Source organism: Lysobacter koreensis, from assembly GCF_042677045.1.
GTDB lineage: Bacteria > Pseudomonadota > Gammaproteobacteria > Xanthomonadales > Xanthomonadaceae > Lysobacter_K > Lysobacter_K koreensis.
Genome location: NZ_JBHTIH010000002.1, coordinates 476127 through 492983 on the forward strand (window position 1 = coordinate 476127; position 16857 = coordinate 492983).

At 68.3% G+C, this 16857-nt stretch carries 10 protein-coding genes; 1 reads left to right on the forward strand and 9 read right to left on the reverse strand.

Annotation, left to right across the window (positions count from 1 at the left end):
* The first annotated feature begins 28 nt into the window (after positions 1-28).
* A complete protein-coding gene (locus tag ACFQZQ_RS02370; protein WP_386811075.1) occupies positions 29-877 on the forward strand; it encodes a crotonase/enoyl-CoA hydratase family protein in 849 nt (282 codons plus the stop codon).
* A 77-nt stretch (positions 878-954) separates the two neighbouring features.
* Here the strand turns inward: ACFQZQ_RS02370 and ACFQZQ_RS02375 are convergent, their stop codons facing one another.
* From ACFQZQ_RS02375 to carB, 9 genes are all read right to left on the reverse strand, one after another.
* On the reverse strand, positions 955-3099 hold the full coding sequence (locus ACFQZQ_RS02375; RefSeq protein WP_386811076.1) for an ATP-binding protein: 2145 nt from the start codon (positions 3097-3099) through the stop codon (positions 955-957).
* A gap of 4 nt (positions 3100-3103) precedes the next feature.
* Positions 3104-4216 carry an HD domain-containing phosphohydrolase gene (locus ACFQZQ_RS02380; RefSeq protein ID WP_386811077.1) on the reverse strand — a complete coding sequence of 371 codons (1113 nt, stop codon included), beginning with the start codon at positions 4214-4216 and terminating at the stop codon, positions 3104-3106.
* 49 nt (positions 4217-4265) lie between these two features.
* Positions 4266-5783, reverse strand: coding sequence for a lysine--tRNA ligase (gene lysS, locus ACFQZQ_RS02385; RefSeq protein WP_386811078.1), 1518 nt, complete (start codon positions 5781-5783; stop codon positions 4266-4268).
* Positions 5784-5913: 130 nt separating this feature from the next.
* A protein-coding gene (gene prfB / locus ACFQZQ_RS02390; RefSeq protein WP_386811079.1) for a peptide chain release factor 2 occupies positions 5914-7042 on the reverse strand; the annotation gives its coding sequence in 2 pieces (ribosomal slippage) (positions 5914-6966 and positions 6968-7042; 1128 coding nt in all).
* 131 nt (positions 7043-7173) lie between these two features.
* Complete coding sequence (locus ACFQZQ_RS02395) at positions 7174-10104, reverse strand: VIT domain-containing protein (protein WP_386811080.1); 2931 nt, start codon at positions 10102-10104, stop codon at positions 7174-7176.
* Between the two features lie 94 nt (positions 10105-10198).
* The gene (gene recJ / locus ACFQZQ_RS02400) at positions 10199-11944 is read right to left on the reverse strand and encodes a single-stranded-DNA-specific exonuclease RecJ (protein ID WP_386811081.1); all 1746 of its coding nucleotides are present in this window, start codon (positions 11942-11944) and stop codon (positions 10199-10201) included.
* The gene (locus ACFQZQ_RS02405) at positions 11941-12885 is read right to left on the reverse strand and encodes a phosphoglycerate mutase (protein WP_386811082.1); all 945 of its coding nucleotides are present in this window, start codon (positions 12883-12885) and stop codon (positions 11941-11943) included. Before ACFQZQ_RS02405 ends, recJ begins: the two co-directional genes overlap by 4 nt.
* A 44-nt stretch (positions 12886-12929) precedes the next feature.
* Positions 12930-13406 carry a transcription elongation factor GreA gene (greA, locus tag ACFQZQ_RS02410; protein WP_386811083.1) on the reverse strand — a complete coding sequence of 159 codons (477 nt, stop codon included), beginning with the start codon at positions 13404-13406 and terminating at the stop codon, positions 12930-12932.
* A 126-nt stretch (positions 13407-13532) separates the two neighbouring features.
* Positions 13533-16784: a carbamoyl-phosphate synthase large subunit gene (carB, locus tag ACFQZQ_RS02415; protein WP_386811084.1), complete on the reverse strand. Its 3252-nt coding sequence runs from the start codon at positions 16782-16784 to the stop codon at positions 13533-13535.
* Between the last annotated feature and the right edge of the window lie 73 nt (positions 16785-16857).

The window sequence follows — 16857 nt, forward strand, 5'->3', positions numbered from 1 at the left end:
TCGCCTCCATGTCAATGCCGATCCTGCGTTGTTCCGCCAGGTCACCGAAGCCTCCGGGCAGGTGGACTGGTGCTACATGCACGCCAACCCCTCGCCGGTGTACCACCCCTGCTTCTCGGAGCGCCTGCTGCAGGAAATGAAGCGCACCCAGGACCGGATCCGTCGCGACCTGGCCGCCGACCAGAATCCGCAGGCAGGCATCCACCACCTGGTGCTGGCGTCCGACGCAGACGTGTTCAACCTTGGCGGCGATTTGTCGTTGTTCGCCCATCTGATCCGCAGCAACAATCGCGGCCGGCTGCTCGAGTACGCACGGCTGTGCGTCGAGGTCGCGTTCAACTTTTATCGGCTGTATGAAGACCGTGTACATAGCATCGCAGTCATCCAGGGTGACGCGCTCGGAGGTGGGTTCGAGGCGGCGTTGTGCTGCCACACGATCATTGCCGAGGAAGGTGCGGGCATGGGCTTCCCCGAGGTGCTGTTCGACCTCTTCCCCGGAATGGGCGCCTACACGTTCCTGACCCGGCGGGTAACGCCGACCCAAGCCGAGCGGATGATGCTCGACGCCCGCGTCTATCCGGTCGAGGAACTGCTCCGGATGGGGGTGGTGGACATGGTGGTGCCCAAAGGCCAAGGCATGCAGGCCGCCCGCGACCTGATCAAGCGCCACCAGCGCATGGGCAATTCGCTGCGCGCGATGAACACGGTCCGACAGGCGTGTCGCCCGGTGAGCCTGGATGAGCTGTTGTCGGTGACCACCGAATGGGTCGACGCGGCGATGCGGCTCAACGACCGTGGCCTGAAAACCATGGAACGCCTGATTCGCGCGCAGCAGAAACGTGCCGAAGCCAGCCCGCAGATCTCTGCATCCGCCTGACCAAGCTCGCTGGATCTGTTGGGGGGAAGTGGATCCAGCCACGTCATCTGACGTGGCAGGATCCTCCGCGACCGCGGTCAGGAAACGTCGGGAACATCCGTGCTGCGGCCGGTCCGCGTGAGCCGGGTGACTTCCTGCCGGCTGAGTTCGGCTACCGCTGAAAGCTGGTTGGACATTTCGGTCACCAGCTTGTGCTGCTCGCGCGCCAGGGCATCTTCGTTGGCGCGCATGATCTGCGAGCAACGCTCGGCCATCGAGTGCGCGCCGAGGTTCTCCGAGATGCCTTTCAAGGCGTGGGCGATTTCGCGGAACTGCTCCCAGTCGCCGGTCGCGCCCGCTTTCGCGAGATCTGCCTGGCAGGCGTTGGCGTCCTTGATGCATTGCTCGACGAAATCGCGCAGGAATGTCGCGCCCAACCCCATGTCCGCCAATTCCTGCAGCACCGCCGGGTTGGTGACCGGGCGCACGACATCGCTGATCGCGCGCACGGCCGGCAGCTTCTGCACGTCCATGACCTCGGCGATGGTCTCCAGCAAGCGGCCTACCACGACCGGCTTGGTGAGGAACGCCCGCGCACCCGCCTCGCTGGCCGCTTCCGCTGCCTGCACCGTGGCATCGGCGCTCAGGACGATCGACGGCGTCCTCGTCGCGCTGCCGGCTTGCATGAAGCGCAGCTGGCGAATCACATCCAGGCCGCTGAGCCCGGGCATGTGCATGTCCAGCACGGCCAGATCGAACGGATTGCCTTCAAGCGCATCCAGCGCCTGTTCGCCATCGACCACCGCCTGCACGCGATGGCCTGCCCGCTCGAGTATCCGGGTCAGCACGATGCGGTTGGCGGACTGGTCGTCGGCGATCAGCACCCGCAGGCCGCGCACGCGGGTCCGGTGGCGAATGAACGGGTCGTCGAACGAGACGACCTTGTTCCCCTGATCCCGGTCCAGGCCGGATTGCACCAGGGTGATGTCCTGGAGCTGCATCGGCAACTCGACCCAGAAGTGGCTTCCACCACCAGGGTTGGCCTCCAGTCCGATCCGCCCGCCGAGCAGTTCGCTCAGGGTTTTGGCGATCGTGGTCCCCAGGCCGGTGCCTCCGAACCGGCGGGTCGGACCTGTCTCGCTCTGCTCAAAGGCGAGGAAGATCCTGTCCATGTCTCCATCCGGCACGCCGATGCCGGTATCGCGCACCGAGAAACGCAGGCGCAGCGGGTCACTGTCGGTTTCGACCAGGCTCACCGAGAGGGCCACGCTGCCCTCCTCGGTGAACTTGATCGCGTTGTGCATCAGGTTCAGCAGGATCTGGGCCAGGTGCCCGCTGTCGCCATGCAGGCGCACCGGCACGTCTTGCCCGATGTCAACCTTGAGCGACAGCCCCTTGGTGGTTGCCAGCGGCTGGAGCATCTTCTGCAGGCGCTGCAGAATTTCCTGCAGGTTGAAATCGACGTCCTTGCGCTGGAGCTTGCCCGCCTCGATGGCGGAGATGTCCAGCACGTCGTTGACCAGCAACAGCAGCGACTGCGCCGAGGTGTGGATGACCTCGGCGTACTCGCGCTGATCCGGGGCCAGCCGGGTTCCGTGCATCAACTCGGCCATGCCGATGATGCCGTTGAGCGGCGTGCGGAACTCGTGACTCATGTTGGCCAGGAACCGGCTCTTGGCGGCGTTTGCGCGCTCGGCCTCCTCGGTGGCCTTCTGCAGGCTGCGCAACAACGACGAGAGATAGGCCGGGATCGCAACCAGGCCCAGCGCGAGCCCACCCGCCAGATAGGGTTGCGCGCGCCAGTAGTCCGCGCCGAGCACGACCGCCAGGAATGCCACCGACGCCAGCGCCGATGCCGAGTACAGGTAGGTGGGGCCGTAACGCAAGCCGTTGCCGATGGTCACCCACAGGATCAGCACGTACAGCGGCGCCAACGAGGGGGCATCCAGCGACATCAGCGTCGCCAGCGTCGTGTAATCGGCCAGCATCCCGATCCAGCGGCGCGGGTGCGAGACACCCGGCGCGATCACGATCGCGGCGAGCAGGGCCAGCCCCACCACCGCCTCGGCCAGCATGACCAGCAACATGGTCTCGCTGGCGCTGCCCCGGTCGCCGACCCCACGCAGACCCCACAGGTAGGCCACGATCAGGCAGGCGATCACCAGCCGCACCAACGCCTGCCCATGCTCGCTGTCGGGGCGATCGGAGAGGCGTCGTTTCAGGCCGGCAATCAGGTGGTTCATGGACTCACGACAGGCCCGGGCGTCGCGCTGTGGCCGAGAATCGCTGGCAGATATCCTCCAGTCGCGATCGACTGTCCAGCAGCGCGTTCACACAACGCGGATCGAACAGCCGGCCGCGCTGGTCGATTAGGTAGGCCAAGGAGGCGTCCAGGTCCCAGGCCTTTTTGTACGGCCGCGGGGAGATCAAGGCATCCAGCACGTCGGCCACGGCCACGATCCTTGCTTCCAACGGGATCTCCTCGCCGGCAAGGCCATCGGGGTAGCCGCTGCCGTCGAAGCGCTCGTGGTGGCGCAGCGCGATCAGCGCGCCGGTCTGGATGAAACGGTTCTGGCTGCCGCTGAGCAACTCGTGTCCGATCAGCGGATGCCGGCGCATGACCGCGGTCTCCTCCTCGCTCAGCGGGCCGGGCTTCATCAACACCGCGTCGGGGATGGCGATCTTGCCGATATCGTGCAAGGGCGCGGCCATCTCGATCATCCGCACCTCGTCCTCGAACATGCCCAACTGCTCGGCGACCAGGCCGGCGACGCGGGCCATGCGTTCGAGGTAAGCGCTGGTGCCGGTGTCGCGGTACTCGATCGCGCGGGCCAGCCGCGAGAGGGTCTCGCGCTCGCGTTCCTCGACCTCGTGCATGCTCGACAGCAGCCGCTGCTCCAGCGACAGCGCGCGCTGCTTGACGTTCTCGGACTGCTGTCGCAGCTGCAACAGGTTGCGGCAGCGCGCGCGCAGCTCGCGCGGGCGCACCGGCTTGACCAGGAAATCGATCACCCCGGCATCGAGCGCGGCCTGCCGGATCGGCTCGTCGCCGACCACCGTCACCAGGATAATCGGGATGTCGCGGTTCAGCGGTAGTCGGCGGAAGCGGCGCGCGAACTCGAGCCCGTCGATGACGGGCATGCGGTAGTCCAGCAACAGCAGGTCGGGATGGTGGCTCTCGCACCAACCCAGCGCGACCTCCGGCTCGCCGAAGTCGTGCACCGCGAGCTCGGGCGCGATGTCTTCAACGATGTGGCGCAGCATGGTGCGCGCGGAGGTTTGATCATCGACGATGACGACGTTCACGCAGGTACCTGGGTGGCGCCATCGATCCGTGATGGCTACGGCATGAGAATACATCGCGGCCGCGGTTCTGGCAGCCGCGCTGTTTTCACGCCACGGGAACGGGTCAGCCGCCGGTCTCGGGGCGCATGTACGGGAACAGCAGCACGTCGCGGATCGAGGCCGAATCGGTCATCAGCATCACCAGCCGGTCGATGCCGACCCCCAGCCCGCCCGTGGGCGGCAAGCCGACCTCCAGGGCGCGGATGTAGTCGGCGTCGAAGTGCATCGCCTCGTCATCGCCGCCTTCCTTCTGGTCGACCTGGGCCTGGAAACGCGCTGCCTGGTCTTCCGGATCGTTGAGCTCGGAGAAGCCATTGGCCAGTTCCTTGCCGCCGATGAACAGTTCGAAGCGGTCGGTCAGCTCCGGGTCGCGGTCGCAGGCACGGGCCAACGGGCTGACCTCGACCGGGTGGTCGGTGATGAAGGTCGGCGCGATCAGGGTGTGCTCGACGGTCTTCTCGAACACCTCCAGCAGCAGCTTGCCCCAGCCGTAGCCGGGCTTGACCGGGATGCCGAGGGCCGCGCAGTGGGCGCGCATCTTTTCCAGGTCGCGCAGTTCTTCGCGTTGGATCTGCGGGTTGTGCTCGAGCACCGCATCCGTCATCGACCAGCGCCGGAACGCCGGGCCGATATCGATCGGGTGGCCGTCCCAGCTCAGCGCGGTGGTGCCGAGCACCGACTGGGCGATGTCGCGGATCATGCCCTCGGTCAGGTCCATGATCTGGGTGTAGGTGGCGTAGGCCTCGTACAGCTCGAGCATGGTGAATTCGGGGTTGTGCCGGGTCGACACGCCCTCGTTGCGGAAGTTGCGGTTGATCTCGTAGACGCGCTCCAGGCCGCCGACCACCAGGCGCTTGAGGTACAGCTCCGGCGCCACGCGCAGGTACAACTGCAGGTCGAGCGCGTTGTGGTGGGTGACGAAGGGTTTGGCCACGGCGCCACCGGGGATGTAATGCATCATCGGCGTCTCGACCTCGAGGAAACGCCGCGAATCCAGCCACTCGCGCATCGCGCGGATCAGCTTGGAACGCTTGACGAACACCTCGCGTGCCTCCGGCGACACGATCAGGTCGACGTAGCGCTGGCGGTAGCGTTGCTCGACATCGGACAGCCCGTGGAACTTGTCTGGCAGCGGCCGCAGCGCCTTGGTCAGCAGCCGCAGCGTGTCGACCCTGACCGACAGTTCGCCGGTCTTGGTGCGGGTCAACGCGCCTTCGGCGGCGATGATGTCGCCCACGTCCCAGCCCTTGAACGCGTCGTAGGTCTCGCCCAGTGCGTTGGATTGCAGGAACAGCTGCAGCCGCCCCGACTCGTCCTGGATCTGCACGAAGCTGGCCTTGCCCATCACCCGCTTGAGCAGCAGGCGGCCGGCGACCGCGACGCGCTGGCCCGTCGCTTCCAGCGTCTCGGCGGTCCACTGCCCCGCATCCGCGTAAGTCGCCTGCAGGTCGCCGGCGTAGTCGGCGCGGCGGAAATCGTTCGGGAACGCGACGCCCTGCCCGCGCAGCGCCGTGAGTTTGGCGCGGCGTTCGGCGATCAGGAAGTTCTCGTCGGCGTGCGTCGGTGCGGCGTTGTCGGTCATGGCGGGATAGGTGCTTTGGGGTTGGTTTTGATCGGCACCCCGCGGAGGGTGGGATCCAGGGCGATCGCGTTTCGGATTCGCAAGCAGAACCAAGTTCGCTGGATCCCCGCCTGCGCGGGGATCACGAACGTCAAACGTGGTCGATGCGTTTGGCGCCAGCCTCGAGGCCGGACTTCAGGCTGGCTTCGACGAACTCGTCGAGGTCGCCGTCGAGCACCTTCTGGGTGTCGCTGCGCTCGATGCCGGTGCGCAGGTCCTTGATCCGGCTCTGGTCGAGCACGTAGTTGCGGATCTGGCTGCCCCAGCCGATGTCGGACTTGGTCGCCTCGAGCGCGTCGCGCTCGACGTTGCGCTTCTGCACTTCCAGCTCGTACAGCTTGGCCGCCAGCATCTTCATCGCGGTGTCGCGGTTGGCGTGCTGGCTGCGACCGGTCTGGCAGGCGACGACGGTGTTGGTCGGCACGTGAGTGATGCGCACCGCCGACTCGGTCTTGTTGACGTGCTGGCCACCGGCGCCGGAGGCGCGGTAGACGTCGGTGCGCAGGTCGGCGGGATTGATCACGATGTCGATGTTGTCGTCGACTTCCGGCGACACGAACACCGAGGTGAAGCTGGTGTGGCGGCGGTTGTCGGAGTCGAACGGCGACTTGCGCACCAGCCGGTGCACGCCGGTCTCGGTCTTGAGCCAGCCGTAGGCGAAGTCGCCCTCGACCCGGAACGTCGCCGACTTGATGCCGGCGACATCGCCGCCGCTGACTTCCATCAACTCGGCCTTCCAGCCGCGCGACTCGGCCCAGCGCAGGTACATGCGCAACAGGATCTCGGCCCAGTCCTGGGCCTCGGTACCGCCGGCGCCGGCCTGGATGTCGACGAACGCCGAATTGCTGTCCATCTTGCCGGAGAACATGCGCTGGAACTCCAGCTTCTCGACGTCCTTGGTGAATGTGTCGATGTCGGCGACCACGGCGAGCGCGGTGCCCTCGTCGTCTTCCATCTCGGCCAGTTCGAGCAGTTCGTCGGCGCCGACCAGGCCCTCGGTCAGGCGACGGATGCCCAGCACCACTTTCTCCAGCGCCGAGCGCTCGCGGCCCAGGGTCTGGGCGCGTTCGGCGTTGTTCCAGATATCCGGGCTCTCGAGCTCCCGGTTTACTTCTTCGAGACGTTCGACCTTGCTGTCGTAGTCAAAGATACCCCCTGAGCGAGTCCAGCCGACCCTTGAGGTCGGCGATGCGCTGGCGGACGGGATTGAGTTCGATCATGTCCGGTTGTCTTGCTGCGGTTGGCGGTCGGCAATTCTACCAGCGGTGCGGGCTGCAGGACCGCGGCCCAGTCCACGATGCGGCCGCGGCCAAGGCCGGAAGCCTGTCAGCGCCCGGCTTCCGGCTGCCGTTCACCGAACCTCGAACTCGCCGACCAGCACGGTCTCCGAGCGCTCGCGCAGCCGCAAGGTGACCTTCTGGTCGTCCTGGCGGACGGTGCCGAAGCCGGTGCTGAGCCACAGGTGCAGGGTCGTCGCGCCGGTGACCAGCTGCTGGCGGTCGCCGAAGAAGTTCGCCTCGACCTTGTACTTGCCGGGCTTGGCTTCGCGCAGCACGAACTCCTCGGGGCCGTAGCCGCCGGTGAAGTCGTTGGACAGGCGGCCGCCCTGGTGGGTGTTGCGGTTGGAGTAGTAGCAGCGTTCGCCGTCGGGATCGGTCACCCACAGGTCCATGTCGCTGTTGTCACTGTCCCAGCTCAGCACCGCGCGCAGATCCAGCGGCAGGTTGCGGCGCAGGCGCGGGTCGATGCGGGCCGTGTCCAGGGACGTGTGGGCGGTTGCGATCACCGCGTTGAGCTCGGCCAGCGCAATCATCGCCACGCCGGAGAAGCGTCCGTCCCAGGGCCGCTGCACGACCTCGTAGAGTGTGTCGACCGCGCGTTGTGGCTGGCCGGCCGCAGCATGGGCCAGGCCGAGGTCGCGGAAACTCTGCGGCTCTTCCTCGGCCAGCCGCGCCACCTGCTCGAACACCGGCAGCGCCAAGCCCGGCTGCCCGGCCAGCAGCAAACGGTAGCCGAGCACGCGCAATACCTGGCGGTTCTCCAGCTCCAGTTCGGCGAGGTTGGACAGCACGCGCAGCGCCAGTCGCGGCTGCTTGATCGCGAACAGCACGTCGGCCACGTCGAGGTAGAACGCCGTGCTGTTGGCGTACGAATCGCGTTCGTCCAGGTACAGCGCGTAGACGCGACCCGGGGCGGCGGCGCGCAGGCGACGCGCGACCGGCGAATCGGGCTGCCACGCCTGCAGGGCGATGCTCGCGCCGGCGCCTTCGTCGCCGCCGCTGGCCGCGGCGGACGCATCGATGCGCGAACCGGTTACTTCGATGCGATCGAGGCTGTCGGCGGATGCGGGCGAGGCCGCGCGCAGCTGCCTGCGGGCGCTGGCCGGCGCCGCGGACGGTGCCGGCGGAGGCGCGGGTGTTTCGCGCTGGCTGGTCGCCGCCTCGGCCGACGCCTGGGCGATCACCGCGGTGGCCATCGGTCGCAGGTCGACGTGCTTGGCGGCCGGCCGGTCCTTCGGAAACGCGGTCGACCACCAGCGGATGCGCTCGGCGTACTCGGCCGCGATGCCGTCGAGGTGCTGCTGGCGCGACGCGTGCTCGGCCTTGCCCTGCTCGGCCTTGAGGCGGGCAAACTCGGCGCGGTATGCCGCCGGCGGCGCGATGTCGTAACGCACGTAGTCGCTGACGGTATCGAGCACGATCAGCGAGGTCTCCGGGGTCACGATGCCGAAGCGCTGGCCCAGCCGCGCAATCGCGGCGCGGTTGCGTTCGGGGTCGGCGCGCAGGGTCCGCAACGTGTAGTCGGCCCACAGATGCGCGGCGAGCCCACCTTCGCTGCCATCGGCTGCGACCGGCAGCTCGATGCTGCGCGTGCGGCCGGCCTCGGCGATCCGGATCCGCACGCGGGCCTGCGGCTGCGTCAGGCGGCCGGCGATGCGCAGGTAGCCCGCATCGGCGCGGTCGGACGCCATTGCCAGTCCGTCGGCACCGCTGGCGTCCAGGGCCATCACGCGCGGGCCGTCGTGCAGCAGTTCCTGCGCGGCGCGCTCGATCTCGCCCGCGCCTTGCCACGTGATCGCGCGCCCACCAGCAGCCTGCGCCAACGCCGACAGGCGCACGTTGTCGGCGGCGGCGCCGACGGAATTCAACGTGTAGAGCCGTTGCGACTTGCGCAACGCCGGCAGGCGACGCTGGCCGTAGTTGAACAGGCCGTCGCTGACCAGCAGGTACTCGCCGACGTCGCGCTCGACCGTCCAGCCGCCCGGGTCGGTGGCGCCGTCGTAGACCGTCGCCTGCAGGGAACGGCGCAGCACGCTCCAATCGCCGCCACGCACGACGTGACGCTCGATCGGATCGGCGCGATCGCGCAGGCGGATCAGGCGCACCTCGATGTCGCCGGCCGCGCGCAGATAGCGATCCAGCAAGGCCAGTTCGCCGGCGTGGTCGCGTTGCCGGCCCGAGCCCGAACTGTCCCAGAGCAGGCCGAGCACCTTCGGCAGTGGCCGTGCGGCACCGACGACCGCCAGCGGCACTTCAGCGAAGAAGTAGTGCTCGCCTTCAAGGGCCTGCGTGTACGCGCGCGCCTGGGTGGCGCCGGCGAAATGCAGGTCGAGCGCGGTGTCGGCGCGGTAGCTGGTGCGCGGCAACCGCGCGACGTAACCGGCGCCGTCACTGCGCAGCGCGACCGGCGCGAACGTGCCGGTAATCCGCGGCATAGCGCTGCCACCGGCCACGCGCAGGTCCACGCCGTTGGCGGGGGCGGCGAACTGCAGCGGCAACCGCAGCAACCAGCCGCCTGCTTCGCGCTGCATCGGCTCGATGAAGGTCAGTTGCACTCTCCGCGTACCGCGGGCCGGGATCGGATACACCCGCAGGCGGAAATGTTGGCCTTGGGTCTGCTCCAGCAGTGCCGGATCGACCCCGCGCCGTTCGATCGCCTCGAACACCTGCCGTCCCTTCGCCTTCGGCACCGGCACCGCTGGGCGCAGCTGGCCGTCGAAGTCGAGCGCGAACCCCACCACCTGCTGCCCCGGCAACAGCGGGAACTGCAGCTGGCCTTCGAGCTGGCGCGCGTTGGGGTTACGCAGCACCAGTTCGATCGTGCTGCGGGCGATGCCGCCGTCCGCCTGCACCGACAGCTGCGCGGACTGCAGCACGATCGGCATCTCCGCGCCGTCGCTGGAGATCAACGGCGGCGCGGTCACCGGGCCGCGCACCTGCGCCACTCCGCCGGCGGCGACCACCGCCAGCAGCACACCCATCCACATCGTCGTTGCGCGCATCGCATCCCCCGGGGTTGATAACCGTCGCGCTATCCAACGCACGGGTTTCGGCGATGGGGTTAACAGCGACCGCCGTGCAGGACGCCTGGGAGGCTCAGACCGGTTCGCGGTGCACGACCACCAGCTGGATCGCGTTGCCGCCGCGGTAGTCGTCCGGCTCGAGCCGGTAGGCGATGCGGATGCGACCGGCGGGCACCACCCCATTCCAGCCGCCGAACTCGATCGCGTTCAAACGCAGGCCGGCGTGGCCGGGCTTCACCAGCCCCAGCTCCAGCTTGAGGTGGCGCTCGCCGACCACGCGCGTGGCCAGCACCTCGAATTCGCCGTCGAACTGCGGTTCGGGGAACCCCTGCCCCCACGGCCCGCCATCGCGCAGCGCCTGCGCACTGTCGCGGTTGAACTCGTCGCCGGCGAGCTCGCCATCGCTGAGCACATTGGCCTGCAACAGCTCGGGGGTCAGCAGGCGCTCCGCGCAGACCTGGAACGCGCGCTCGAACGCGTCCAGCGCCTCGGCCGGCAGCGACAGCCCGGCCGCCATCGCGTGGCCACCGAAGCGCTCGATCAGCCCGGGGTTCCGGGCGTCGACCTCGGCCAGCGCATCGCGGATGTGGAACCCGGGAATCGAACGCGCGGAGCCGCGCAACGTGCCGCTCCCGGGTTCGGCCGGCGCAAACGCCACCACCGGCCGGTGCAGGCGTTCCTTGATCTTGGACGCGACCAGGCCGACCACCCCCGGATGCCACTGCGCATCGAACAGGCAGACCGCAGCGGGCACTGCCCCATCGACTAGCGAGACGCGCGCCAGGGCGATCTCGGCGTCCTCGGTCATCTGCTGCTGCACCGCGCGGCGCTCGCCGTTGATCTCGTTCAAGGTCGCGGCGATGTCGCGGGCCTGCGCCAGGTCGTCGGTAAGCAGGCATTCGATGCCCAGCGCCATGTCCTCGAGCCGACCGGCGGCGTTGAGGCGCGGGGCGATGCCGTAACCGATGTCGGCCGCAGTCAGCCGGCGCGCGTCACGCTGGGCGACTTCGATCAGCGCGCGCAAGCCCGCGCAGCCCTGCCCCGCGCGCAGGCGGCGAAGCCCCGCGCCAACCAAGGCGCGATTATTCGCATCCAGCGGCACCAGGTCGGCCACCGTGCCGACCGCCACCAGATCCAGCAACACGGCCAGATCCGGTTCGGCCGCGGCAAATGCGCCGACCGCACGCAGGTGCCGGCGCAAGGCCAGCAGCACGTAGAACATCACCCCGACGCCGGCCAGCGCCTTGCTCGGGAATGCATCGCCGCGCAGGTTCGGGTCGACGATGGCGTCGGCCGGCGGCAAGGTTTCACCGGGCAAATGGTGGTCGGTAACCAGCACCTGCCAGCCGCGCGCCTTGGCCGCGGCAATGCCCGCGTGACAGGCGATGCCGTGGTCGACGGTGACCAGCAGATCGGGCTGCAACCCGGCAAGTTCTTCCACCAGCGCCGGCGACAAGCCGTAGCCGTGCACCATGCGATTGGGCACCGCGTGCGAGACGCGCTTCGCGCCCAGCAGGCGCAGGCCACGCACGCCTACCGCACACGCCGTGGCACCATCGCAGTCGAAATCGCCGACGACGACGATGTGGCGGTCGCGGGCAATCGCATCGACGAGCAAGGCGGTGGCCGCGTCGAGTCCGCCGAGCGAATCGGGCGGCAGCAGCTGTGCCAGGCGTGGCTGCGCCTGTTCGATGGCGGTGGCGCCACGCGCGGCATAAAGCCGGCGCAGCAGCGGCGGCACCGCCTCGGGCCAACGGCCCGCGTCGGCGGTGGTGCGGCGACGCAGCCGCGGGCCGGGCAAGGCGCCGTCGCCGTTCATGCGTCGAGTGCTGGCAGCGGGCGGCGCCAGAAGCGCCAGCGCTGGCTGGGGGCGAGATCGAACTGCGCGCCGTCGGCGAAATCCAAGCGCACGCGCCCGAGTCGCCGCGCCTGCAGGTCGGCCCGCAACGGCAGCAGCCAGTCGTTCGCCAACGCGGCCAGGTCGCGCGCCTGGCGCAGGTCGACGATGCTGTTGCCCTCGACCGATTGCCAACGCGGCGGCAGGTGCACGGCAGCGACCTTGGCGAGGGCGGCGAACGCCTGCATCGCGTCGTCGTCGGTCTGGACCCGGTCGAACGGCATGCGCACGTGGTCGGGCACGGCGCCGGCGCCCCAGAACCACAGCGAGTTGATCGTCGGCAGGCCGGCCGCGGCGCGCTGCGCGTTGCGCGGGTGGTTGTGCAGCACCACCTGCGCCTCGCTGAGCAACGCGCGCCAGCGGCGGCCCTCGCTGCCCGCGCTGTCGCTGATGCCCGGCAACTGCTCGAACAGGTCGGCGCCGAGCGCGTCGTCGGGGCTGGTGAACGCCGGCAACTTCGCGCCGCGTGGCAGTTGCAGGTACCAGCGTGTCGGCGTGGGCGCGTCGATCGGGAAACCGGCGTCGCCGAACAACGGCTTCAGTGCCGGCAGAAATGCGGTGCTGTCTTCCGTGGTGATCGACAGCGCGTCACCGAACGCCAGCAGGCGTGCACCGTTGATGTCAGGACGCACGTGCACCGGGTCGGCGCGCAGCCACATCGCATGCGCGGCGTCGCCGACGTCGCGCTGGCGGGTGGCCGCCGCGACCGGCCAGCCGCGCGGCAACACGTCGAACGCGCGCGCCACCTGGGTGCCGCCTTCGAGTGTGCGATCGGCGCGCCCCAGCCAGGTGGCGAGCGTCGGGGGCAGCCGCTGCGGTGCCAGTCGGCTGCGTTCGGGCAGCAGCAGCGTGGCGCTCGCCACGTCAGGCGGCCACGGCGGGGTCGCGAAGCCCGGAGTCGCCGCGCTCAGGCAACGTAGCTGACGCCGACGATGTCGTACTCGCGGGTGCCGCCCGGCGCTTCGATGGTGACGCTGTCGCCCTCGTGCTTGCCGATCAGCGCGCGCGCCACCGGCGACGAGATCGCGATCAGGCCCTGCTTGATGTCGGCCTCGAGGTCGCCAACGATCTGGTAGGTGCGCTCTTCGTCGGTCTCGGTGTCGGCCAGCTCGACTGTCGCGCCGAACACGACCCGCGACCCAGCGTTGAGCGCGGCGATGTCGATCACCTGCGCATGCGAGAGCTCCGACTCGAGCTGCTTGATGCGGCCCTCGATGAAGCTCTGCTGTTCGCGCGCGGCGTGGTACTCGGCGTTCTCCTTGAGATCGCCGTGGGCGCGCGCTTCCGAGATCGCATGGATCACCGCCGGTCGCTTGACCGACTTCAGTTCTTCCAACTCGGCGCGCAAACGCTGCGCGCCCTTCACCGTCAACGGTGCTCTCATTGCCTGTTCCTCGCGTCGGCGCACGGCCGACCAGTTCGTTGGGGACGCCCGATTGTGCCCGGAACGACCTCGCGTTGGCGTCGTGGCCGCCACCCCCTCTTCACGGGAATGGCGGCCAGGGATCCATCAGGCCGTGGCCTTCAGCTCCGCGTGCAGTTCCTGCAACGACCACACCGGGCCGGTGCCGCGGTACTCGAGCGAATGCACCAGCGCACGCGCGCCGGAGACCGTGGTCGAGTAGGTCAGGCGGTGCTGCAGGGCCTCGCGGCGGATCGAGAACGAGTCGGTGATCGCCTGGCGACCCTCGGTGGTGTTGATGATGTAGACGATCTCGCCGTTCTTGATCAGGTCGACGATATGCGGCCGGCCCTCGGTGACCTTGTTGATCGCCGCGCAGGCCAGCCCCTGCTCGCGCAGGAACGCGGCGGTGCCGTGGGTGGCGACCAGCGTGTAGCCGCGTCCGATCAGGTCCTGCGCCACCGGCAGCACGCGCTGCTTGTCGGGGTCGCGCACCGAGATGAACACCTTGCCGGTCGCCGGCAGCGCCTTGATGCCGCCGGCTTCCTGCGCGCGTGCCATCGCCGCGCCGAAGTTGCGGCCGACGCCCATGACCTCGCCGGTCGAACGCATCTCCGGCCCCAGGATCGGGTCGACGCCCTGGAACTTGGCGAACGGGAAGATGGCTTCCTTGACCGAGTAGTAGTCCGGCACGATCTCCTTGAGCGCGCCCTGCGACGCGAGCGTCTGCCCGACCATGCAGCGCGCGGCGATCTTGGCCAGCGGCATGCCGGTGGCCTTCGACACGAACGGCACCGTGCGCGAGGCGCGCGGGTTCACTTCGATCAGGAAGATCGTGTCGCGGCCGTGCTCGTCGGTCTGCACCGCGAACTGGGTGTTCATCAGCCCGACCACGTTCAATGCCTTGGCCAGCGCTACCACCTGCTTGCGCAGTTCGGCCTGGGTCGCGGCAGACAGCGAGTACGGCGGCAGCGAGCACGACGAGTCGCCCGAATGCACGCCAGCCTCCTCGATGTGCTCCATCACGCCGCCGATCAGCACGTGGCCTTCACGGTCGGCAATGATGTCGATGTCGACCTCGACCGCGTTGTCCAGGAAGCGGTCGAGCAGCACCGGCGAGTCGTTCGAGACCTTGACCGCGTCGCGGATGTAGCGCGAGAGGTCGGCGTCGGAGTGCACGATTTCCATGGCGCGGCCGCCGAGCACGTAGCTCGGGCGCACCACCAGCGGATAGCCGATCTGCGATGCCAGTCGCAGCGCCTCCTCGGGGTTGCGCGCGGTGCGGTTGAGCGGCTGGGCGAGGCCGAGCTGCTGGACCAGCTGCTGGAAACGCTCGCGGTCCTCGGCCAGGTCGATCGAATCGGGCGAGGTGCCGATGATCGGCACGCCATTGGCTTCCAGCGCCTGCGCCAGCTTGAGCGGGGTCTGGCCGCCGTACTGCACGATCACGCCCTTGGGCTTTTCCAGGTCGCAGATCTCCAGCACGTCCTCGAGCGTCAGCGGCTCGAAGTACAAGCGGTCGGAGGTGTCGTAATCGGTCGACACGGTCTCCGGGTTGCAGTTGACCATGATGGTTTCATAGCCGTCCTCGCGCAGCGCGAGCGCGGCATGCACGCAGCAATAGTCGAACTCGATGCCCTGCCCGATCCGGTTCGGGCCGCCGCCGAGCACGATGATCTTGTCGCGGCCGGTCGGCTTGGCCTCGCACTCGTTCTCGTAGGTCGAGTACAGGTAGGCGGTGTCGGTGGCGAACTCGGCCGCGCAGGAATCCACGCGCTTGTAAACCGGACGCACGCCGAACGCACGGCGCAGGCTGCGCACCGCGGTCTCGTCGGTGCCGGTCAGCTGTGACAGGCGTGCATCGGAGAAGCCCATGCGCTTGAGCGCGCGCATGCGCTTGGCGTCGAGCGCGGACAGGCCGGCGTCGGCCACGTCCTTCTCGGTCGCGATGATCTCCTCGATCTGGTCGAGGAACCACGGGTCGACGAACGACAGCGCATGCACGTCCTCGACGCTCATGCCGGCGCGGAAGGCGTCGCCAATATAGAAGATGCGCTCCGGCCCGGGCTCCTTCATCTCGCGCTTGAGCTTGGTCAGGTCGGCTTCGCTGCCCAGGTCCAGGCCGGTCGGGTCGAGGCCGACCTTGCCCGTTTCCAGGCCGCGCAACGCCTTCTGCAGCGATTCCTGGAAGGTGCGACCCATCGCCATCACCTCGCCGACCGACTTCATCTGCGTGGTCAGGCGCGCGTCGGCCTGCGGGAACTTCTCGAAGGCGAAGCGCGGGATCTTGGTGACGACGTAGTCGATCGTCGGTTCGAACGACGCCGGGGTCGCGCCACCGGTGATCTCGTTGCGCAATTCGTCGAGCGTGTAGCCCACGGCCAGCTTGGCGGCGATCTTGGCGATCGGGAATCCGGTCGCCTTGGAGGCAAGCGCCGAGGAACGCGACACGCGCGGGTTCATCTCGATCACCACCACGCGCCCGTTTTGCGCGTTGATGCCGAACTGTACGTTGGAGCCGCCGGTGTCGACGCCGATCTTGCGCAGCACCGCGATCGAGGCGTCGCGCAGGCGCTGGTACTCCTTGTCGGTCAGGGTCTGCGCTGGCGCGACGGTGATCGAGTCGCCGGTGTGCACGCCCATCGCGTCGAAGTTCTCGATCGAGCAGACGATGATGCAGTTGTCCTTGGTGTCGCGGACCACCTCCATCTCGAATTCCTTCCAGCCCAGTACCGATTCCTCGACGAGCACTTCGGTGGTCGGCGAAAGCTCCAGGCCGCGGGTCACGATCTCGACCAACTCCTCGCGGTTGTAGGCGATGCCGCCGCCGCTGCCACCGAGGGTGAAGCTCGGACGGATGATGGTCGGATACCCAACCCGCGTCTGGATATCGAGCGCCTGCTCGAGGGTCTTGGCGACCTCCGCCTTCGGGCAGTCCAGGCCGATCTCGGCCATCGCCACGCGGAACAGTTCGCGGTCCTCGGCCATCATGATCGCTTCGCGCTTCGCACCAATCAGCTCGACGCCGTACTTCTCCAGCACGCCGTTGTCGGCGAGGTCGAGCGCGCAGTTCAACGCGGTCTGGCCGCCCATGGTCGGCAGCAGTGCGTCAGGCTTTTCCTTGGCGATGATCTTCTCGACCGTCTGCCAGTTGATCGGCTCGATGTACACGGCGTCGGCCATGTCCGGGTCGGTCATGATCGTGGCCGGATTGCTGTTGACCAGCACCACACGGTAACCCTCGTCACGCAGCGCCTTGCACGCCTGCGCGCCGGAGTAGTCGAACTCGCAGGCCTGGCCGATCACGATCGGGCCGGCGCCAATTATCAGGACGGTCTTGATGTCGGTGCGCTTGGGCATGGCTTCCTCATGGATTCTTCGGGCGCACCGTGGCAGCCCGACATTGCTGGTTCGACTCGTTGTCACGCAGCGC

Bases quoted from the DNA above. Each gene is read 5' to 3' on its own strand.
- ACFQZQ_RS02375 (WP_386811076.1), bottom strand. From the start codon at position 3,099: ATGAACCACCTGATTGCCGGCCTGAAACGACGCCTCTCCGATCGCCCC.
- ACFQZQ_RS02380 (WP_386811077.1), bottom strand. From the start codon at position 4,216: ATGTATTCTCATGCCGTAGCCATCACGGATCGATGGCGCCACCCAGGT.
- lysS (WP_386811078.1), bottom strand. From the start codon at position 5,783: ATGACCGACAACGCCGCACCGACGCACGCCGACGAGAACTTCCTGATC.
- ACFQZQ_RS02395 (WP_386811080.1), bottom strand. From the start codon at position 10,104: ATGCGCGCAACGACGATGTGGATGGGTGTGCTGCTGGCGGTGGTCGCC.
- recJ (WP_386811081.1), bottom strand. From the start codon at position 11,944: ATGAACGGCGACGGCGCCTTGCCCGGCCCGCGGCTGCGTCGCCGCACC.
- greA (WP_386811083.1), bottom strand. From the start codon at position 13,406: ATGAGAGCACCGTTGACGGTGAAGGGCGCGCAGCGTTTGCGCGCCGAG.
- carB (WP_386811084.1), bottom strand. From the start codon at position 16,784: ATGCCCAAGCGCACCGACATCAAGACCGTCCTGATAATTGGCGCCGGC.